24 protein-coding genes are annotated in these 20,624 nt (G+C 45.3%); 19 read left to right on the forward strand and 5 right to left on the reverse strand.

Annotation, left to right across the window (positions count from 1 at the left end; all coding sequences use genetic code 11):
• The first annotated feature begins 240 nt into the window (after nt 1–240).
• The 8 genes from MHH86_RS10345 to MHH86_RS10380 all read left to right on the forward strand — a co-directional run bounded on the left by MHH86_RS10345 (nt 241) and on the right by MHH86_RS10380 (nt 5,523).
• On the forward strand, nt 241–948 hold the full coding sequence (locus MHH86_RS10345) for a metal ABC transporter ATP-binding protein (RefSeq protein ID WP_036679376.1): 708 nt from the start codon (nt 241–243) through the stop codon (nt 946–948).
• Complete coding sequence (locus MHH86_RS10350; RefSeq protein WP_036679378.1) at nt 894–1,760, forward strand: metal ABC transporter permease; 867 nt, start codon at nt 894–896, stop codon at nt 1,758–1,760. Before MHH86_RS10345 ends, MHH86_RS10350 begins: the two co-directional genes overlap by 55 nt.
• Complete coding sequence (locus MHH86_RS10355; protein WP_036679379.1) at nt 1,750–2,874, forward strand: metal ABC transporter substrate-binding protein; 1,125 nt, start codon at nt 1,750–1,752, stop codon at nt 2,872–2,874. The genes MHH86_RS10350 and MHH86_RS10355 overlap by 11 nt, the downstream gene beginning before the upstream one ends.
• A 26-nt stretch (nt 2,875–2,900) precedes the next feature.
• Nucleotides 2,901–3,170: a 30S ribosomal protein S14 gene (gene rpsN, locus MHH86_RS10360; protein ID WP_036679381.1), complete on the forward strand. Its 270-nt coding sequence runs from the start codon at nt 2,901–2,903 to the stop codon at nt 3,168–3,170.
• A 149-nt stretch (nt 3,171–3,319) separates the two neighbouring features.
• Nucleotides 3,320–3,754, forward strand: coding sequence for a DUF6157 family protein (locus MHH86_RS10365; protein WP_080742457.1), 435 nt, complete (start codon nt 3,320–3,322; stop codon nt 3,752–3,754).
• Complete coding sequence (locus MHH86_RS10370) at nt 3,732–4,502, forward strand: GNAT family N-acetyltransferase (protein ID WP_081394549.1); 771 nt, start codon at nt 3,732–3,734, stop codon at nt 4,500–4,502. The genes MHH86_RS10365 and MHH86_RS10370 overlap by 23 nt, the downstream gene beginning before the upstream one ends.
• 16 nt (nt 4,503–4,518) lie before the next feature.
• Entirely contained in the window at nt 4,519–4,884 is a 366-nt protein-coding gene (locus MHH86_RS10375) for a hypothetical protein (protein WP_036679384.1), read from the forward strand.
• Between the two features lie 3 nt (nt 4,885–4,887).
• Nucleotides 4,888–5,523 carry a class I SAM-dependent methyltransferase gene (locus MHH86_RS10380; protein ID WP_036679387.1) on the forward strand — a complete coding sequence of 212 codons (636 nt, stop codon included), beginning with the start codon at nt 4,888–4,890 and terminating at the stop codon, nt 5,521–5,523.
• 112 nt (nt 5,524–5,635) lie between these two features.
• Here the strand turns inward: MHH86_RS10380 and MHH86_RS10385 are convergent, their stop codons facing one another.
• Together MHH86_RS10385 and MHH86_RS10390 are read right to left on the reverse strand one after the other, a co-directional pair.
• Entirely contained in the window at nt 5,636–6,439 is an 804-nt protein-coding gene (locus MHH86_RS10385) for an MBL fold metallo-hydrolase (RefSeq protein ID WP_036679389.1), read from the reverse strand.
• A gap of 151 nt (nt 6,440–6,590) precedes the next feature.
• A complete protein-coding gene (locus MHH86_RS10390; RefSeq protein ID WP_036679391.1) occupies nt 6,591–7,175 on the reverse strand; it encodes a helix-turn-helix transcriptional regulator in 585 nt (194 codons plus the stop codon).
• A gap of 164 nt (nt 7,176–7,339) precedes the next feature.
• Here MHH86_RS10390 and MHH86_RS10395 point away from each other — a divergent pair, with 164 nt between their 5' ends.
• From MHH86_RS10395 to MHH86_RS10435, 9 genes are all read left to right on the forward strand, one after another.
• Entirely contained in the window at nt 7,340–7,627 is a 288-nt protein-coding gene (locus tag MHH86_RS10395; protein WP_036689213.1) for a Dabb family protein, read from the forward strand.
• Between the two features lie 207 nt (nt 7,628–7,834).
• The gene (locus tag MHH86_RS10400; protein ID WP_036689215.1) at nt 7,835–8,275 is read left to right on the forward strand and encodes a HepT-like ribonuclease domain-containing protein; all 441 of its coding nucleotides are present in this window, start codon (nt 7,835–7,837) and stop codon (nt 8,273–8,275) included.
• A 58-nt stretch (nt 8,276–8,333) separates the two neighbouring features.
• Nucleotides 8,334–8,999, forward strand: coding sequence for a metalloregulator ArsR/SmtB family transcription factor (locus tag MHH86_RS10405; protein ID WP_036689218.1), 666 nt, complete (start codon nt 8,334–8,336; stop codon nt 8,997–8,999).
• Between the two features lie 100 nt (nt 9,000–9,099).
• Entirely contained in the window at nt 9,100–9,579 is a 480-nt protein-coding gene (locus MHH86_RS10410) for a YtxH domain-containing protein (protein ID WP_051491605.1), read from the forward strand.
• Nucleotides 9,580–9,834: 255 nt separating this feature from the next.
• Nucleotides 9,835–10,641 carry a glutamate racemase gene (gene racE, locus MHH86_RS10415; RefSeq protein ID WP_036689641.1) on the forward strand — a complete coding sequence of 269 codons (807 nt, stop codon included), beginning with the start codon at nt 9,835–9,837 and terminating at the stop codon, nt 10,639–10,641.
• 306 nt (nt 10,642–10,947) lie between these two features.
• A complete protein-coding gene (locus tag MHH86_RS10420; RefSeq protein ID WP_036689219.1) occupies nt 10,948–12,156 on the forward strand; it encodes a M14 family metallopeptidase in 1,209 nt (402 codons plus the stop codon).
• A 110-nt stretch (nt 12,157–12,266) separates the two neighbouring features.
• Nucleotides 12,267–12,518 (forward strand): hypothetical protein, encoded by a 252-nt coding sequence (locus MHH86_RS10425; RefSeq protein WP_036689222.1) that lies wholly within the window; start codon nt 12,267–12,269, stop codon nt 12,516–12,518.
• A gap of 126 nt (nt 12,519–12,644) precedes the next feature.
• A complete protein-coding gene (locus MHH86_RS10430; RefSeq protein ID WP_036689223.1) occupies nt 12,645–12,947 on the forward strand; it encodes a heme biosynthesis protein HemY in 303 nt (100 codons plus the stop codon).
• Nucleotides 12,948–12,988: 41 nt separating this feature from the next.
• The gene (locus tag MHH86_RS10435; RefSeq protein WP_036689224.1) at nt 12,989–13,228 is read left to right on the forward strand and encodes a DUF1450 domain-containing protein; all 240 of its coding nucleotides are present in this window, start codon (nt 12,989–12,991) and stop codon (nt 13,226–13,228) included.
• 603 nt (nt 13,229–13,831) lie between these two features.
• Here the strand turns inward: MHH86_RS10435 and MHH86_RS10440 are convergent.
• Entirely contained in the window at nt 13,832–15,871 is a 2,040-nt protein-coding gene (locus tag MHH86_RS10440; protein ID WP_341144739.1) for an LTA synthase family protein, read from the reverse strand.
• A gap of 209 nt (nt 15,872–16,080) precedes the next feature.
• On the reverse strand, nt 16,081–17,220 hold the full coding sequence (locus MHH86_RS10445; protein WP_036689227.1) for a class I SAM-dependent RNA methyltransferase: 1,140 nt from the start codon (nt 17,218–17,220) through the stop codon (nt 16,081–16,083).
• A 202-nt stretch (nt 17,221–17,422) separates the two neighbouring features.
• Here MHH86_RS10445 and MHH86_RS10450 point away from each other — a divergent pair, with 202 nt between their 5' ends.
• Nucleotides 17,423–18,052 (forward strand): O-methyltransferase, encoded by a 630-nt coding sequence (locus MHH86_RS10450; RefSeq protein WP_036689230.1) that lies wholly within the window; start codon nt 17,423–17,425, stop codon nt 18,050–18,052.
• Between the two features lie 4 nt (nt 18,053–18,056).
• Here the strand turns inward: MHH86_RS10450 and MHH86_RS10455 are convergent, their stop codons facing one another.
• Entirely contained in the window at nt 18,057–19,277 is a 1,221-nt protein-coding gene (locus MHH86_RS10455; RefSeq protein WP_038569803.1) for an MFS transporter, read from the reverse strand.
• A gap of 231 nt (nt 19,278–19,508) precedes the next feature.
• Between MHH86_RS10455 and hemE the strand changes: the two genes are divergently transcribed.
• Nucleotides 19,509–20,570 (forward strand): uroporphyrinogen decarboxylase, encoded by a 1,062-nt coding sequence (hemE, locus tag MHH86_RS10460; RefSeq protein WP_038569805.1) that lies wholly within the window; start codon nt 19,509–19,511, stop codon nt 20,568–20,570.
• Nucleotides 20,571–20,624: the final 54 nt, after the last annotated feature.

The raw sequence follows: 20,624 nt of genomic DNA on the forward strand, positions 1-20,624 counted from the left end.
TTAGCGATGGAAATCCGGAATCCAGAAGGTGGGATTCCGGATTTTTGCTGTATGAAAAAGAGGTCTAATAGTTATTATTACGATTAATTTTTAATTTTGGGTTTACAAATCGTAATGATTACGATATTATCAAATTTGTTAAATCGTAATGATTACGATATTATCAAATTTGTTAAATCGTAATACTTACGATTTAATCCGAGATGGACATAACATCAGTCAGAAGGGAGGCGAGGCACGATGATCCTATCATCCATGCGGAATGTAGTGTTCGGGTATGGGGATGAAGCTGTCCTTGATAACATTTCATTAGATATTCATACCGGACAGTTTATTGGTATAACGGGACCCAATGGAGCTGCTAAGACCACCCTGCTGAAGCTAATGCTCGGCCTGCTTCGTCCATGGAGTGGAACGGTTCAGTTGAATAAAGAGTTATCAGATAACGGAAAGATGGTTATCGGCTATGTTCCACAGCAGGTAGCTTCTTTTAACGCAGGATTCCCAAGTAAGGTGATCGAACTGGTTCGCTCGGGTTGTTATCCAAGGCTGGGATTATTTAGACGCTTTACACCTGAGCAGGACGAGATCGTCGAGCGAAGTTTAAAGCAGGTGGATATGTGGCATTTGCGAGACCGGAAGATAGGAGAACTGTCAGGCGGCCAGAAGCAGCGGATTTGCATCGCTCGAGCATTGGCACAACAGCCGCAGATATTGGTTCTCGATGAACCTACTACGGGAATGGATCTGGACAGTCGCATTGGGTTCTATAAGCTGATGCGCCATGATGTCAGTGAACACGGCCGGACCGTAATCATGGTGACGCATGGCCTGGAAGAGACCAGTTCCTATCTGGATACGTTGATCAGCCTGGAACGAAAGGAGAATGAGGGTTGGCAATGTTTAGTTACGAATTCATGCAACGTGCATTTTGGGCCGGTGGTTTAATTGGCATTATTGGTCCGCTGCTCGGGGTATATCTCATGCTTCGCCGTCAGGTCCTAATGGCGGATACCCTCTCTCATGTTTCGCTTGCAGGAGTAGCACTAGGCTCAATACTTCAGCTTAATCCGGCACTAAGTGGTTTCATGGTGGCGATTCTCGGTGGTATTGTCATCGAACAGCTTCGACGTTCTTATCGTACATATAGCGAGCTTCCGGTAGCTATTATTATGACCTCTGGATTAGCATTGGCAGTTGTACTTATGAGCTTAAAGCAGAATTTAAGTAAAAGCTTCAGTTCCTATCTGTTTGGTTCCATCGTTGCGGTCAGCGACACTCAACTAAAGATTATCGCTGCGGTTGCTGTAATCGGTCTGGTCTATTTTATTGTGTTACGCAGATCTTTATATAATCTGACCTTTGATGAAGAGACCGCTAGTATTAGTGGAGTTCATGTGGGCTGGTTATCATTTTCGTTTGCTGTACTAACTGGAATGACAGTAGCTGCTGCGATGCCAGTTGTTGGAGTGCTGTTAGTCTCAGCGCTTATTGTTTTGCCAGCTTCGATTGCCTTGCGTATAGCGTCTGGTTTCACGACAGCTATATTGATATCAATTGGCGTAGGGTTACTCGGCGTTTTTAGTGGCCTAAGTGCCTCGTATTACATCAATACACCGCCTGGTGGGACGATTGCTCTTATACTGCTATCGTTCTTATTAATCGCAATTTTGGTACAGAAGCTGATCCGACTTAGAAATCGTCGGCGAATTCATAAATCTATTTCCAGAAAAGGAGTTACAACTCTCAATGAAATTTAGAATCCATCATTTAGCCATTTTGTCCCTGTCCGCGTTACTTATTGCCGCAGGTTGCGGTAATAATAATGCCAGTAATTCTTCTACTACTACGAATGCTTCTGGAGCCGCAGAAGCCACAGCCCTTCCAGAGTCATCTAAACTAAATATTAAAGTCAGTTTCTATCCAATTTACGAGTTTACCAAAAATGTGGCAGGAGATCTGGCGGACGTGGAAGCACTCATACCGGCAGGAATCGAACCCCATGATTGGGAACCGACTGCACAAGATATGGCAGAAATCTCAGATGCGGATATGCTGATCTATAATGGCGCAGGAATGGAAGGCTGGGTAGACCAGGTGCTGGAAAGTGTATCTGGCACTCCGTTAATTACTGTAGAAGCGAGCAAGGGTCTGGACATCATGGAAGGCACGGAAGAGGAAGAAGCTGACCACCACCATGAAGAAGGAGAACATGCTCATGAAGACGGAGAGCATGCTCATGAAGAAGGGGAGCACGCTCATGAAGAAGGGGAGCATGCTCATGAAGAAGGAGAACATGCGCATGAAGAAGGAGAACATGCTCATGAAGAGCATTCGCATGATCACGGTGGATTAGATCCGCATGTGTGGCTCAATCCTACACTAGCCATTCAAGAAGTGCGTAACATTGAAGCAGCTTTAGCTGCTGCCGCACCTGAACATGCCGAGGATTTTAAGACAAATGCAGAGGCTTATGTAGCTAAGCTGGAGCAACTGGATCAAGAATTTAAGGACGGTCTTAAGGATACTAAACGCAAGGATTTTATCACTCAGCATGCGGCTTTTGGTTACCTTGCCAAGCAGTATGGATTAACTCAGGTCCCGATTGCCGGACTATCTCCGGAGCAGGAGCCTTCTGCCGCAAATATGAGTAAGATTGTGGAGTTTGCGAAAGAGCATAAAGTGAAGACGATTTTCTTCGAGACACTTGTATCCTCCAGTGTGGCAGACACAATAGCAAAAGAGATTGGTGCCAAAGCAGCCGTTCTAAACCCAATTGAAGGATTAACAGAGGAAGATCGCAGTCAAAACCTGGATTATTTAGGAATCATGCGTCAGAACCTGGAAGCCTTGAAGAGTGCATTGAACGAGTAGATTTAAAGGATGGAAGGAGAACGAACATGGCCAAGAAATCTAAAGTTGTGAAAGAATTGAAGAGACAAGCACTAGTCGCCAAATACGCTGTTAAAAGAAAAGAACTAAAGGATCAAGGGGACTATATGGCTTTGCAAAAGCTGCCACGTGATTCCTCCGCAACTCGTCAAAAAAATAGATGCCAAGTGTCTGGCAGACCTCGAGGTTATTTGCGCAAATTTAATGTTTCCCGAATTGTATTCCGCGAATTGGCGCATAAAGGCCAGATTCCGGGTATTACCAAGTCGAGTTGGTAAATGAGAACGGCCAATCCTCCGTAGTTTAGAGGATTGGCCGTTTTTGCTGCTCATCCATCATGGACTTTAGAAAATTCGGCTATGCTAAGAATAGGAAAATGATTTATCATAGAAGGAATATATTTCTATTTAATATGGAGGTGATGCAAATGAGCTATACCGATACTTTTATTCGTGTAGCAGAGGACTGCCCTGAGGAAATCGGAGTTCCTCCGATGTCTTGCCGAACGCTCCCGCCTGCACATGTGATTCAATATGAACTGTTAATTAATGAGCCCTACAAATACAATCATGAAGAACTTCTGTACGAGGTTCATGTGCGCCATAAACAAATTCCACAGGAAGAACGTTTGGCCCGTAAGGAACAAATATGGAACGAGCTATTTTCCAAAAATCATCCTTGTCTAAGGGCTTCACTGCTGCCGAAGCGGTTTGGTTGGGGTGTTCACTATAACGGTGAGGGTAAAATAGCTCTTTATGGCAAAGAGTCTCCCGAATATGACTATTTCACTTCCCAAGAGGAGGGAACTGTGAAATTACTGCCTGCGATGCGTAACAAACGTGCTTCAAGAGGAGAGGAATAAGCTGTATAAATTCATAGAAGAAATCACACTTAATACTTGGCCTGCGGAGCAGAGCGTTCTCCTGCAGGGCTGGATTCTACGTACGGCAGCTGGTTATACAAAAAGGGCCAATTCGGTCAATCCATTATACGGGGCTGACAGCTCTCAGGTTGATCTCGCAGAACAAATCAAGCTTGCGGAGCGGTATTATGAGTATGCTGGACTACAGCCAGTGTTCAAAATAACCCCCTATATCCAGCCGGCAAAGCTTGATGAGATGCTTGCGGATCGCGGTTATACAATTGTCGAGCCTTCATCGGTAAGGCTTCTTGATCTGGGGGGCTTAGCGAGCCCCGATCTGTGTTATACGGTTCAGATGCAGGAGAGCTTGACTGAAGAGTGGCTGCACGCCTTCAGTGAGCTTACCGGGTTGTCTGGCAAGAACCGGGAAACCTTAACTAGAATGTTGTCTGCATCACATTTGCAGCAGGGTTATGTCCTGTTGTTTAATCATGGTGTTCCTGCCGCCTGCGGACTTGGTGTGATTCAGAATGGATACTTGGGTCTGTATGATATTGTCACTTCCCCTGCTCATCGTAGAAAGGGAATGGCGGAACAGCTGCTGCTAGCGTTGCTTAATTGGGGTAGAGCAAAGGGAGCAACAACTTCCTTTCTGCAAGTTGTGCAAGCGAATACGGGGGCTTCAGCCTTGTATGACAAGCTGGGTTTTAAGGAGATTTATCAGTATTGGTATAGAGTGAAAAACTAGCTGAGGAGGGGATGCGGTGAGAAAATTAGGATTAAATCTCCTGATCATTAGTGAGTACTGTTTTCCATTTGTATATTTCGCGATGGATAAAGATTTCAATAATGGTTCAATGGTTGGTTATTTAATGATGATCGTCATAACATCGCTAATAGCTTTTTTGGGAAAATGGTCTAATAATATAATTGCTGTAGTCATTGGGAATATCGCTTCTGCGTTTGTTTCGTATTATTTTATTAGCAAATTGTCAGGAGAAGGCGGTTGGGACGGGACGTTTTTCAAACCACTTGGACCTACAGGATCGTTTTTATTTTTTAGTATGCTAAACCTGATCCCTCAATTCCTTGCGATGAAATTAGCGAATAAATTTAAAAAGAAGGTCTAATCTATGTCCGAATACTGGAGTCGAAGATTTGCTCAGGAAGGCATGATCTGGGGGAGTGAACCTAGTCCTACAGCTCAGGCAGCAAGGGAGATATTTCGGCAATATGACGTGAAATCAGTTTTAGTCCCGGGTGCGGGATACGGAAGAAATACGAAGGTGTTCTCAGATGAGTTTAAGACCTTAGGCGTTGAGTTAAGCGAGGATGCGTTAAGGATGGCGGCAGAATGGGATCCCAAGAGCCATTTTATCTCAGGTTCCGTATTAGATACTATTTCTGAAGTACAGGTTGATGCTGTCTACTGCTATGACGTGTTGCATTTATTTCTCGAAGAGGATCGCCGCAGGCTATTAGCTAATTGTCTGGAACAGCTGCGGCCGGATGGCTTGCTCTATTTTACCAGTTTTTCCGATGAGGATGCGAACAACGGCTGTGGAACACTTTTGGAACCGGGAACCTACGAATACAAAGACGGAAAATATGCCCATTTTTTTAGTGATGAAGATTTAAGACAACATTTTGCAGGTACGAAAATAATTACGACCGGCTCATGTGTGGAGACATTATGTGGGCCGCTTGGAAAAAACCATCAATACATACTGAGATATATAGTCGCACGTAAATCTGCACTTAGCAAATAATATAGGGAGGAACTCCCTATAATTTCGTTGAATATCCGTAGAATCGGCTATATCAAATGAATTATAGGGACTTTTTCCCTAGACCTCTGCTCGATGATCAGGAATACCTTATTTACACAAATTTACCTTGACCCGGTAGCGCCATTTCTTTGAAATTTTTGCATAAATGAGCAAGCTGGGTAGACAGCTCCTCACCTTCCATGGGTACTCCATGTCCCGAAAGAACAAGATGTGGATTCAGCAAGGCAAGGGTACGGACTGATTTCTCGGCATCTTCCCAGTCTGTCGTGAAATAAGAGGGTGGGCCATGCACCACCTGATGCTGCGTAGCCACTGCAAATACGGATTCCTGTTTGACCGTAAGGAACGTATCACCAGCGATCAGGACTCTATCCTCAGGCCTGAACAGGGAGATATGCCCGGGACTATGTCCAGGGGTATGGATCCATTCCCAGCCCTTCGCACCAGGGACAGTCCCGTCTTCCGGCAAGGGGTGAACGGCTGAACCAAGATCAATGCCATGATGTGAAAATAAAGGGGATATCATGCTCATAAGCCCGCCGCCTACGGCCGGATCGGCTGGAGGGTAATCTTCTTTACCTGTCAGAAAAGGTAGTTCTAGCGGATGAGCATATACAGGCACGTTCCATTCCTCAACAAGCCTTTTCACACCCCCAATATGGTCAAAATGCCCATGCGTCAGGATAATTGCCACCGGAGGCTTATCATAATGCTCCGTAGCAAAATCAATAATATTGCCTGTATATGAGCTAAGACCAGTATCTACAAGAACCCAATCCGAAGAGGGCTGGCCAATTAATGCGACATTTACAAACATAGTGCGAAGTCCAATGACACCAGGGGCCACTTTCCAAGTATCGGTATAGCCCTTTGACAGTATTCCGTTAAGTTTCATCTTGCGCCTCCTGACCCGTTCTTTAGTACTACACAATATATTTACACACAGTAGTATGACCTCTTTTAAAGAAAAAAAGGTATGGCAAATAACCCTTCTCATGATTTCTTGAAGAAGGGCTGTGTTAGACGTGTTTTGCGAGAGGATTGTATTAGAGCGTTCCGCAGTCTGCAAATAGAATATGGCGTGGAATCCGGAAGAAAGCTTCGGCTTTTTCCTGCAGAGCAGGGGTCGGCAGATGGCTGTTGTGGAGCCATTTTCGAAATGTTCCAGGATGGACGCCTATCCAGATACTTACATCCGTTACTGAGAAATCGTAAACCATACAAAGTCCGGTCAGGATAACATTGCTGCGCGGTGAACTGGTAATACTTCTTTTCATAAAACGTGAGGGTGTAGGCTGACATACAATGGGGCTTTGACGAATCAATGCTTCATTGAACAGAATGTGGGGTGGGTACCCCAATAGGCGGCAGGTCTTGTCAATGTTATTGTTGGAAGGGATACGACCTTCGTATACCCAAGCGCTTACACTGCGTGAGGATATACCAAGCTCTTCTGCGAGTCGTGACAGCTTGATATCCTTAGCCATCAATACAGCAAGCAGCACACGGTTTCTAATCTGGCTGCGCTTTGGACGGCGAAATCTTTTGACTCGAACGCCTTGTCCAAGGTATTTGCGATTGATCAGAGACCACGCCTGGATATTATGAGTTTCTTGTTGGTTATTAGGCATAATTCCTCCGATTTTTTAAAAATATACTACAACACTTTCTGGTATATCGGCAATGGTTAATGCTGCTATTTCTGACAACACTGTTTAAGTTTCTTTCAGAACAGCTACGCTTATGATATATTTTTAATATCTAATTACAATATTACATTAGGGAGCGATATAGAATGATCAAACATATTGTGTTTTTCAAATTAAAAGATCGGTCCGAAGAAAGCGTAGCGGCAACGGTAGCGGTATTGCGTAATATGGAAGGCAAGATTCCGCAGCTTCTCTCCATCGAGGTGGGTGCTGACATCATTCATTCCGATCGTTCCTTTGATATTGCTCTAGTCACAGAAGTGGCTTCTCTAGAGGATTTACAGGCGTATCAGGTTCATCCGGCTCATAAAGAAGTTATTGCTCACATTAATGAAGTCAAAGAGCTCTCAATTGCTGTAGATTACGAAATTTAAGCTGCTGCTTGAATATAGTATCATCATTTTATACCGGAAGCGGTGACAGGAATGCGTGAGCTTGAGTATCCAATGGAAGCGTTAACTTATTTAATCGTTTTTCTCGGAGCATGTTTCGTAATGTTCTTCTGGCTGAAACGCCGTGGCAAACGCGGTAAGTAGAGATTAGGACGATTCTCTAACTATTATCGATATGGGGGTATTGCTGTGTATTATGTCAACCGCAATCAAATCGAAACCATTCTAGCTCAAATCCCTGATATTACCGCTGGTCTTCGGACTGTAGCAGCTTCCTGGGAGGGTACAACACTAACCGGACTAATACAGGAACGCAGCCTCCATCTGGCAATAGAGGTTGTAACAGACGTTGGTAGCTGTCTCATTGACGGGTTTATTATGCGTGATGCTGGAAGTTATGAGGATATAATTTCTATTATTCATGAAGAGAAAGTGCTAGGTCAAAGTGAGATTTATGAGAGATTGATAGAATTAGTTTCTCTGCGTAAGCCACTCGTTCAGGATTATTATGCCTGGGAGAGAGGTGATCTGCATCCACTTACCCCCATTCTTTCGGAAGTACTTGAGCAGTTTGCCGTTGAGGTACGGAAATATTTGGACCAGGAGCTTGGAGCCAGTGTACCGCTATAATAGCATAGGATAGAATCACATAGAATAGGCGATAGCCGTGAAAGAGAGGGGTTCCTTTATGATGAAGATGGGGCAGGAAAGCGGATCGACAAGACAAATGATTATGACGCTCCTGAAGACGAAAGGAACACTGACCATCGGCGCGCTGGCAGAAGAATTGGGAATTACAGAGATGGGTGTCCGTCGTCATGTGCTTCAGCTGGAGCAAGAAGGGCTTGCAAAGACAAAAGTGGTCCGGCAAGCGATGGGGCGGCCTTTACATATGTACTCATTAACGGAGAGAGCCGAAGAATATTTTCCAAAAAGTTATCACAACTTGGCTTTGGAGCTTCTGCGTGAATTGGATTACGGCAGTGGACTGGATGCTGTTAATACATTATTTGAAGGCCGCCGCCGCCGGATGCTCGCTCAGTATGCTCCGATGATGGAACGGCGCAATTTGGAAGAACGCGTCGCCGAATTATCTTCTATCCAAAATGCCGGTGGATATATGGCAGAATGGAACCGTGAAGAGGATGGCTCATATGTCATAAGGGAGTACAATTGCCCGATTCGCCAAGTGGCTACCCAGTATCGTAAGGCTTGCCAATGTGAGCATAGTCTTTTCGAAGAACTGCTGGATGCTAAGGTAACACGTAATGAATGTATGGCAGAGGGCGGCCATTGCTGCCGCTACGCTATCGTACCCAAAAATGTTACAGACAAAACTTCTGAAAAGTTATAATAATTAGTCACAAGACAATCCCCTGCTGCTTATGATATAGCAGATATAGGCATTAGCCCGGTAGAGCGGGGAGCAATGAATTTAAAGGAGAGATGAAACGATGAAAAAGGACACCAAAGGTTTATTATGGGGCGCTTTAGTCGGCAGTGTGGTTGGATCGGTGACAGCATTGCTGTTCGCGCCTAAACCAGGTAAAGAGCTGCGCAAGGATATTGCAGAAGGAACTACCGCTGGTATTGAAAAGGTTCAAGAACTTGCCGTTCAAGCGGGAGATAAGAGCATTGAGATTTATGACAAGGCAAAAGATTCGATTGGGCATGTAGTGCATGAAGTTCGGGAATGGAGCAAATCATGTGCGAATGCTGTTGATGAAGAAGAAAAAATTACAGTAACTGTCAGCGGCATCGCTACAGAAGAAGCTGTAGAAGCAGTTGACGCTGTAGAAGCTGTTGAAGAGGCTGCTGCCACTTTGGAAGTGGAAACTGAGTTGGTTGAGGCCACTATAAGTGAAGATGTAAGTGAAGAAGCCAGCTTTGAAGAAGTCGTTCAAGATGACAAGGTTAATAAAGAAATTCTATAATGGAACCGTGGTTTAAATCCTCTGTTTCAGTGGTAAAAGAGTACTCATTCTCTTATAATAGAGCCGCTTTTTCGCATTGGGCGGAGGGTGGCTTTTTTAATTAGTTTGCACCCGCTTGTTAAATGATGGAAGAAGACTACTCTTGAACTCAGAGGGCAAAAGGAGTAATATCTGCAATTGGGGCTGAAAGCCAGGTACATTTTGTTTTCACCTTACATAAGCTACACAAAACAAGTAGAAGGAAGCGGTGTGTTCGTGCAGCAAGCTATAGCAATATTAGACTCAGGTGTGGGAGGGTTAACAGTTGTCAAAGAAGTGATGAGGCAACTCCCGCGGGAGAAGATCATTTATTTCGGAGATACTGCCCGAGCTCCGTACGGACCCCGTTCGACCGAGGAAGTACAACTGTTTACTGAACAAATTGTAGATTATTTGATCCAGTTTAATCCTAAAATGATCGTTATCGCTTGTAATACCGCAACAGCTGCGGCACTCGATTATATCTCAGCTAAGGTCTCCATCCCTGTAATTGGGGTGATTCATCCCGGAGCCCGCGCAGCAATTAGCGCAACCAAAAGCGGACATGTCGGCGTGATCGGTACGGTAGGAACCATCAACAGCGGTGCTTATACTAACGCATTAAAGCAGTTGTCCCCTTTTGTTGAGGTTGTAAGTCAAGCCTGTCCAGCGCTTGTCCCACTCGTCGAGCAAGGCAAGTTCCGCTCAGAGAAAAGTTACGATATCGTAGAAGAGGCACTAGAAGGCATTAAAGACACTAACATCGATACTTTAATTTTAGGATGCACTCATTATCCATTTCTTGTAGAACCCATTGGTGAGACTATGGGATCGGGAGTCAAGCTGATCAGTTCTGCAGATGAGACCGCTCGTGAGATCAGCACAATTTTATATGATAAAGGCAAGCTGTCCATCGGGGATGAAAGTCCAATTCACCAGTTTTTCTGCAGCGGTGATGCTGAGATGTTTCAAAGCATCGCGCGAGACTGGCTTGGAGAACAAATTAGACGCACCCCAGTAGTGTGGCAAGTATCTACGTTATAAGCAGGAGCAATGTTGAATTGAATAGGGACAAACTCCATGGGAGTGTAAAAGAAAAACAGACTGGGAAAGCACATTTCCCAGTCTGTTTTTTTGAAATATAAGCACTTATATGCTGCGGAACTGTAATATCCTTATTTTTCATGAGAAACGGTTGCCATCTATAAAGGGCGATGACGTTGTTTTTTCTTGTGATTCATTTCTCCTTCATGCCGGGTAGTGGCGCTTGCATACAATAGAGTTAAGTGCTGTATGCCGCTGTTTTTGTATTGCTGTATCAGCAATTTAAGGCCGAGAGGATGAGACCTAATGCGACAATATATTGCAAACAGGGGAGATACCGTAAGCCGAATTGCCGCTCTACATGGATTAACTCCTGAGCATGTTATTCAAGGTAATCCATGGGTTGGGAGACAATCTTATTTATACCCAGGTCAGGTTTTATTTCTGCCATCTTCGCCGCGTAAAAGGTATGCTGTGCAGGAAGGGGACACTCCAGAACGGATAACCTCATTATTTAAGGTGAATTTAGAGGATTTGGAGAAGCTTAATCCTGGTGTGACCTCAGGGCGCTGCTGTACACCTGGAAAAATACTTGTCATTCCACCCCCAATTCCAGACCGCGTGGTGTTTCTGCGCGGGGAGTACGGTCCGGCTGAGGTTGAGAGCGACATTGACAGCTTGCTTGTCCAATACCCGTTTATACAAGCAGCCACAATAGGCACGAGCGTGCTCGGCAAGCCGCTCCATGTACTCAAGATCGGGAATGGCACTCGTCATCTGCATGTTAACGCCGCTTTGCATGCCAATGAATGGCTGACTTCGCCATGCTTGATGTCCTTCATAGAGGAGTATGCAACAGCTTATGCTGAAGGCTTGGAATGGAATGGACACAGTCCTGAGGTTTGGTTCCAAAACTGGACATTATGGGTCGTGCCTATGGCTAATCCAGATGGCGTGGAGCTGGTTCAGGAAGGGGTTTTGCCAGACCATCCGTTTTATGATGACCTCATGAAATGGAATGGTGGACGAAGCAGCTTCCGGCATTGGAAAGCTAACATCCGCGGTGTGGATCTTGGGGATCAATTTCCCGCTCATTGGGAAGAGGAGCGGGAACGTCGGGGAGTAAGGCTGCCCTCACCGCGGGATTACAGCGGCCCTGAGCCGCTGAGTGAGCCAGAAGCAGCCGCTCTGGCTGCCCTGGCTGAGGCAGCGCCTGGCGAAGCTGCAGTGTCTCTGCATAGCCAAGGAGGAGAGATTTATTGGAACTACCGGGGGTATGAACCTCCCGAGAGCCGTGAATTAGCCGCGCAGCTGGCAGTTGCGAGCAGTTACCGGGCAGTGGAGCTGACTGGAAGTGATGCCGGATATAAGGATTGGTTTATTCAGACCTTCCGCAAACCTGGATTTACGGTGGAGCTGGGGATCGGCAAAAATCCGCTGCCACTAGCAGATTTTGAAGATATGGCCTTGGAAACAGGACTTATATTGGCAACGCTCCTTTCTAATGTGAAATAATTATGAAACATTTGCAGTAAACTTGCGTAAAATAAAACATGGGGTATGGCCGCTGTCGTCACTACACGTTATCCGCGGCTGTATCCTTTTTACTTGGGAGGAGGGTCACCATGAAACTGAAAAAAATACTGTCACTAAAACAATGGTCCCATATCTTCAGTAGCTCCTGGCAATACATCCGCTCCCCTAAAGTAGCAATGGGGGACAAGCTGTTATTTACAATTCCAGTACTGCTCTATTGGGTCTTGCCGGACTTCATGCCATTTATTCCGATCGATGATATTGGAGTGACCATGCTGCTAATGGGCTGGTTCGTGTCACGAATGGGGCGGAAATATCCTACACTTCAGCAGGGTGAATAGGATCGCACCACACATTTTCGACAAGAACTTCAGAGCTAATTAGCTAATATAGTTGCTTTTAGATGTCATTTACCTTTAAAATAAGTAATTGAGTATTTAATTTTCGGACTAGGAGATGGAATATAGATGAAGGTCAAAATTACCCGCAATGCGGCTAAAGTGATAAAGAAACAAATGGAGCTTGAAGGAAACAGCGAGTTGAAGCTGCGCGTAGCAATTACACATGCACACGGTGATCATGCTCACTACGGACTGGACTTGGACACGCCTAAAGAGAACGATGTTGTAGTGTCGACAGATAAGGAAATCGATGTTATTCTTGATCCGAGCCAACCACTCCTTGATGGTGTGGTCGTTGATTATTTGTATCTTCCACAAGAAGGTTTTGTCATTACGAATCCCTCTAAAGGTAATCACGGCGATCACTAAACACTCGCCTGTAAATTTCGAACACAAAGAAGGGTTGCTCCATGGCTAACGAAATACAAGTGTGCGATGAATGTAATTTCATGAAGTTGAAAAGTATTATCCCTAAGCTGCAAAAAATGGCACCTGATGCCGAGATCAAGGTTGGCTGCAAGTCGTACTGCGGTCCATGTGGCAAACGGGCTTTTGTTTATGTGAATGGTCGTTATGTGAGTGCTCCAACGGAGGATGAAGTGTTGAAGAAAGCAGAAGCTTTTATCAAACAGCCCTCCGTTCAGAAATAATACTGAGTTCTTATCAACTAAGATAATAGGGTCGATCCCTCTTCATTCTCAGAATAAGTAAAAGTAAACAGAGCAGCGATTCTCCTGTTATTGGAGGATCGCTGCTCTGCGTTTTCTGTTCATTGACGGCTCTCTTCAATCGTGTCCATCATCCCATCATTTCTCCGTCTCCTCATCTCATCGACCCATCATCCCATCATCTCACCATCTCATCGACCCACCATCATCTCCTCATCCCATCATTCCACCATCCCACCATCTCCTCATCCTACAAGGGTTACGGACTCAGATGACGTTATTTGCGTGTTTTTAGCTGTTAATGCAAGATTTCGGACCCCAGGGACGCTATTCCTCAGAAAAGAGGCTCATATCGGCGTTTTTCAGGCTAATAGCTGCTCTGGAGTCCGTTAGCATTCCAAATCTCGGATATTGCTGGGTTTAAGGTCAGCTGTGTCCGTTAGTGAGATACTTCGCGTATCTAAGTCGGAAAACCCAACGTGCTTCCAACAACGATCAGGAGTTAGTGTCCAACATAGAGAGGATGTCGCAGCAGCCCTTTTCGATAGTTTTGTGGACAGTCTCTTCATTTACCGGGATATAAGCTTAAGGTGCAGATTGTGTATTCTTAAGCTTTTTGATTCCATCATATTTCATGATATCGTCGGAGATCTGTAGGCGGAGCTTGCTGGTCTCATACCCGATGCTGCACTCCCCTACGTCCACGGCTTCGCGGCTTTCGAGACTATAACAGGTTCCGCTGGCAAATTGCCCATTCTCGCTGGGGAGATAAGACAGCTTTGCATCGGCATAGGCGCCGGATCGCAGCGTTACAAGACGCTCATGCCCGCTAAACAGATTATTGCCCATGAGATAATAAGGATCACGTGAGATCCCCAGCAAATGGAGCAAGGAAGGTGTAAGATCCAACTGACCAGCTGGAGCTGAATCTAGGACAGAGGCGTTAGAGCCTGGAAGATGAATGAGCAAGGGAACCTGATGCATTATTTGCTGCATATCGAGTGCGCTAAGGCTTTTGCCGAGAAATTGTTCGTAATAAGCGATCTCCTGGATCGAATTATCATGATCTCCATAGAAAGCAACAATGGTATTATCCCACAGCCCACGCTGCTTCATCTCTTTGACCATTTCCCCTAAAGCTTCATCCGTATAGTGAACAGCCTGCAAATAATCTCCGAAGATCGTGCCCTTGAACTCTCCAGTATCAAGCCCTTGTTTATCTGCAGGGAGAGAATAAGGATGATGGCTGGATAGTGTAGTCAAAAATGAATAAAAGGGCTGCTGTATCGTTTCTGAAGTGTCCATAATATCGAGGGATTGCCGCAAAAAAGAATTGTCACCCAGAGACCAGCCTAGAGGTTCGTCTATTGTATAGTCTTTTTTGTTATAAAAATGGTCATAACCCATCGCGTTATACATAATCTGCCGATTCCAGAAGCTACCTTCGTACGCATGAAAAGCATTGGTACTGTAGCCCTTTGATTTCAAAATAGCAGGCAGCGTGTCAAACTGATGATCCGGGTAACGGACAAATACCGAGCCGGAGACCAGCGGGTACAGGGAAGCGTTGGACGTGAAATCCGCATCGGAAGTTCGGCCTTGTGAGGTCTGATGGTAGTAATTGCTGAAATAGGTGTTTTCTTTGATTAGAGCGTTCAGATTAGGCGTGATCTCCTGGCCGGATATTGAGCGTCCAACTACAAAGTTCATAAAAGCTTCAGCTTGAATAACAACAATGTTGCTTCCGCTGTATTCTCCAAAGCTGTCATTATTGGCACTTTGCTCAGTGTTTTGTTCATTGAACCAGAGCTGCATCGAGGTGGCTTCTTCTTGTGAAAGCTCGGGCTGCGGACCTAGATGATCTTTAGCATATAAGTAAATATCATAACCGTGAAAACCGATTAGTCCGGTTACGTTATACATGGCGAGACTCCACCAGTTGCCAGTGAATAGATCTTTAGCCCAGGTAGTAGCGTAGGTGTGGATAGGTCCAAAGGTCAGCACGCAACCTAGCACCAGAGCAACGATCCCATTCACGCTTCTTTTTAGCGTCCTGCTTAGGCGTGAAGAGCGGCGGGAATAACCGGTTTGAGAATAAGAGTGAGATTGCCCATAACGGCGAGGGACGGCATTAGACAAGTATGTATGGGATTTGCGGCGGTATAATCCTACGCCGATTCCGTATGCAATAAGAAATAGCCAGTCAGCGAACAAATAAAGATCGGAAGGACGCAGTAGGGCGAAGATACTTCCACCAAGCGCATCCATCTGTCCAGCCTGAAACAATACGGGTACCGTGATAAAATCCTGAAAATAACGATAGTAGACGATATCCGAATAAATAAGCAGCGTCAGAAGCAAGTTTATACTTAACAACGCTATCGTCTGTCCCCAGCGGGGAAGCCACAGGGTCCAAAAAGACAATAACATGACTGAACCTACAGCGATCCATTTGTCCTGCTGGTTCATATCTATATTGGGAGCATGCAGCCCACTATGCAGAAATAATAACTTAGCCAGCATGATGCCAAGAAAAAGGAGATAACCGATATATCGGGAGCGAATCACAGCAGCTATTGTACTTGTTAAGGTTGTGCTGCTCCGATTTGATGGAAAAACTGACATTTTGAAGCCTCCTAGCAGAGAAAATAAACAAAACGAGAAGAAACAACGTTGTTGTCTTTTTTAGATGACAAACGTTTCTCTTAGAAATATAAGAGCGTAAAGGATGGGTGCTAAACTAAAACTGTCTTATACTCGGAGAAAAACGGACACCCTCCTCATACGATACGAGGTAGATGTCCGTTCTGCATTCAAACCAATGGTGATCCTAATTATTTCGGATTTCTAGGTGGAAGTGGACCCAAGTATTGATAATATTGACACTCGATACGTCCGTTATACAGTTTGCGGCGTTTGTCTGCCTTACGACCGTAAAATTGTTCAAATTCCTTGTAAGGGCTAATCGCAAAAAATGACCATGTTGGCAGATATATCATCATTTCACCAAACTGGCGGGTCAGCTTCTCCACTTCTTTGTCATTACTGATGCGTTCACCATATGGAGGGTTGGTGATGATACAACCATATTCTCCTTCAGGTCTTGCTTTGGCGGCAGCCATCACTTTGAAGGTGATTTCTCCGGACAGTCCAGCACTCTTGGCGGCGGCTTCAGCAATTTCAATTGCTTCTGGATCGATGTCCGTACCCGTTAATTGCAAAGGATAATCGTCGCGCACAGCATCGAAAGCTTCTTCGCGAGCCTCTTCCCAAAGATGTTTCGGAATGACTGGCCAATGTTCAGATGGAAATGAGCGGCGTAGTCCTGGTGCAATATTCCAAGCGATCATGGCGGCTTCAATTAACAGTGTTCCCGAACCACAACATGGATCGAACAGCGGCCGATGGCCATTCCAGCGGCTAAGCTGGATTAGTGCAGCAGCCATTGTTTCCTTCAGTGGAGCCTCTGTTGCATGTCTGCGGTAACCACGTTTGTGAAGTGCGGGTCCTGTGGTATCTAATGTGATCAAAGCGATGTCATTTAATAAAATCACTTCGATCACATATCGAGGACCGTTCTCCGGGAACCAGTCTGTATGATACGAAAGCTTCAGCTTCTCGACGATTGCTTTTTTGACAATCCCTTGGCAAGCGGGTACACTCGTTAGTTGTGATTTATGGGACCGTCCTTCAACCGGGAATTCTCCATTCTCTGGAATCCAGTCTTCCCAAGGCAAAGCTTTAACCCCTTCGAATAACTCGTCAAAGGTTTTAGCAGGGAATTGGCCCATTTTAACCAATACGCGGTCAGATGTACGCAGCCACAAGTTACAGCGACAGATATCGATGTAATCACCGCTGAATAATACTCGTCCGTTCTCGACCTTGGTCTCATAACCCAGTTCGTTTAATTCGCGCGCTACCACAGCTTCTAAACCCATAGGGGCAGTAGCGATTAATTGTAATTTGCTCAAATACTCTCAACTCCGTTTAACTTGTAGATAAATACAAAAAGCCAGTACAATAAGAAGAGACGACATTGTCGTCCTTTAAAGCATCCATACAAGTATAGGGGAATGTGGGACACTTCACAATGCCCGGCATTCCATAAATCATAAAATGTTCCCCGTCATCCCTTACTATGAGCAAACGGGGGATCCTCAAAGGAGAATCTTTATGCTTACGCAAGAAGAATATAGTGAACAACTTTATACAGAGGACGAAATTCTGCTTCAAGTAAAAGAAGCAATTGTCCAAGCAGGCATGCCGCCGGTGTCTGTCGAGCCGGGGTACGGAAGACTGCTCACCATGCTAGTTAGACTGTCTCGCTCTAAGCGTATTTTGGAAATTGGCGCACTTGGCGGTTACAGCGGAATTTGCTTGTCCCGCGGTTTCTCTGAAGGTGGCACACTGACTTCGCTAGAGCTGAGAGCCGACTATGCCGAGCTTGCCCGACGTAATTTAGAGCTGGCAGGCTTCGGCGATACTACGGAGTATAGAATAGGACCCGCAATGGACAGCCTGAAGGCACTGGAAGCAGAGGGCGCTAGGTTCGATTTCTTTTTCATTGACGCAGATAAGTTGAACTACACTAACTACTTGGAATATGCCATCAAGCTGGCCAATCCAGGAGCGATCATTGCGGGTGATAATATTTTTCTCCGTGGACGGACCTTAAATACAGATAGAAATGGTCCTGCCATCCTGGCTGTGCGCCACTTCAATGAGATGATCGCCACGGATGAACGTCTTATCAGTACATGTCTGCCTGCCTATGATGGATTGGCGCTAGCGATGGTGAAATAGCTGATTAGCGAAATAACCGCGGTGTTGTTACTTTGTACAGCTTCAATCGAACCCAAATCGTATTAACCAGCAGCAAGCAGCCGGATATAATGAAAAGCCCCTCAATTCCGATGTAACCTGATAGAAAGCCGCCCAAGATAGCTCCCAGCATATTGCCTAGCGCCAATGTACTGCTGTTGAAGCCGAATGCGCGGCTTTCTTTTCCGTCAGGGGTATAGGAGCGGATAAGCGCATTAACGCTGGGCAACAGTCCACCCATGAAGACTCCCATTAGGAAACGGACTATAATCAGCTGCCAGACACTAGTTACGAATGCCTGCGGAATTAGGAATAGTGAAGCGCCAATTAACGCATAGGTCAGAATACGATGTGCGCCGACTTTGTCACTTAGCTTACCAAGCAAGGGAGAAGCCAGCATATTGGAGATCCCTGTAACGGCACTGACCATTCCGGCCAAGAAGGCTATATTCTCGGCGGGTCCATTTAATTTTTCTACATAAAGTGGCAACAAGGCCATAGGACTAATCATTGCAAATTGCAGCAGAAAGGTTACACCGAATAGAGCTGGCAGCTGAGGGATTTTGATTAATTCCTTCAAACCTGCGAGTACAGAAACCTGCGGTTCCTGTGCAGCTTCGGCGCGGTCGAATTTTTCCTTAACAAGAAATAATGCCAGGAGAGAGGCGATAAAGAGCAAGGCCCCAACGACATAAAAAATCGGCCGAAATCCGATTAAATCGGCAAGTAAGCCACCAATCAGTGGCCCTAGAATTGTTCCTGCTACAGATCCTGATTGCATTAATCCCATGGAGAAGCCCATACGTTCTTTGGGGGTAGTACCTGACACCAGTGCGATGGAGGCGGGATTGAAGCCAGAGATTGTACCGTTTAAGAGACGGAGCAGGAGCAGCTGTAAAGGGGATTGTGCGAAGCCCATTAATACCATGACAATAGCCATCCCAAAGCTGGAACGCAGCAACATGATCTTACGGCCATACTTGTCTGCAAGCTTGCCCCATAATGGCTGGAATATGAAAGAGGTTAAGAAGTTTGCGGCAAAAATAAGTCCCGCCCAGATTCCAATTTCATGTTCACCCTGGACACCAAGATCCTTCGCAAGGTACAAGGTCAGGAAGGGTGTAATCATTGTCATTCCAGCATTCACCAAAAATTGCCCGAACCAAAGCACTAAGAGGTTGACCTTCCAGGTCTCCCATTTCTTCATAGTGCTTTCACATCCTTTCAAAGAATTTCAGAGAATATATGATTCACGGAAAAAATGCCATTTTATCAGTATATCATTTTTTGCAGCTTAATGTGTGCAACACATGTCATAGTAATGTCATAGGATTGTCATTCCAAACTCTTCGTATTAGTTGTTACAAGCTTTTAAAAAGGGCATAATAGTAGATATGCCGATTAAAAAAATCTAATAAAATATAATGGAGATCTTATCATGACCTACAATGACACTTTTATCCGCGCCTGTAGAAAGCAGGACACGGAGCACGTTCCCGTATGGTACATGCGGCAGGCCGGCCGTTATGATCCCGAGTACCGTAAAATCAAGGAAAAGTATTCGTTGCTTGAAATCTGCAAGCAGCCTGAGCTGGCGGCAGAAGTAACCATGATGCCCGTTCGCAAGCTGGGTGTGGATGCGGCCATTTTGTATTCCGACATTATGAATCCAGTTGCTTCAATCGGAGTGAAATTCGATATCGTTAAGGATATCGGTCCAGTGATTGAGAATCCGATCCGTAGTGCAGCTGATGTGGAGAGACTAAAACCCATTGATGTGGAGGGTGATCTGAGCCACATTTTGGAAACGATTGCTATTCTCGATAAGGAACTGGACGTTCCTTTGATCACTTTTGCAGGCGCGCCGTTTACAATTGCCAGCTATTTGATCGAAGGTAGACCTTCCAAAGGATATATCCGTACGAAAGAGCTAATGTACAGTGAACCCCGTGTCTGGGAAATGCTGATGGACAAGCTGGGCGATATGATTATCACGTACCTCCGAAGTCATGTGCGGAGTGGAGGAAAGGCCTTCCAATTGTTCGACAGTTGGGTTGGTGCGCTTGCTCCACGCGATTTTGAAACGTATGTGCTGCCGACGGTTTCTCGTATTTTTTCCGAATTATCTGATCTTGATGTACCGAAAATATACTTTCCTGGCGTAAGCTCTGGAGAATTGCTGCCAAGTCTTACGAAGCTTCAAGCAGACGTAATCGGGCTGGATTGGCGAGTTAGCTTGACTGAAGGCCGACGCAGAATAGGCAATAAATTTGCGATTCAAGGAAATCTTGATCCATATTTGCTTACAGCTCCGATGGACCTCTTGAAGGAACGCGCGAAAGCACTGATCGATGAAGGTGTACTTGAGCCAGGTTATATCTTCAATCTGGGCCATGGATTATTCCCGGAGGCCTCATTAGACAAACTTAGAGAATTGACGGAGTATATTCACGCTTATTCTCAGGAAGTATTACAAAAAACGGCCAAGCAACGTTCGTAAAAATATAAGAATTTATATGTTCCACGCTATTAAATTGTAAAGGGGACGGAATCC

The organism is Paenibacillus sp. FSL F4-0097 (assembly GCF_038593125.1).
GTDB lineage: Bacteria > Bacillota > Bacilli > Paenibacillales > Paenibacillaceae > Paenibacillus_AQ > Paenibacillus_AQ odorifer.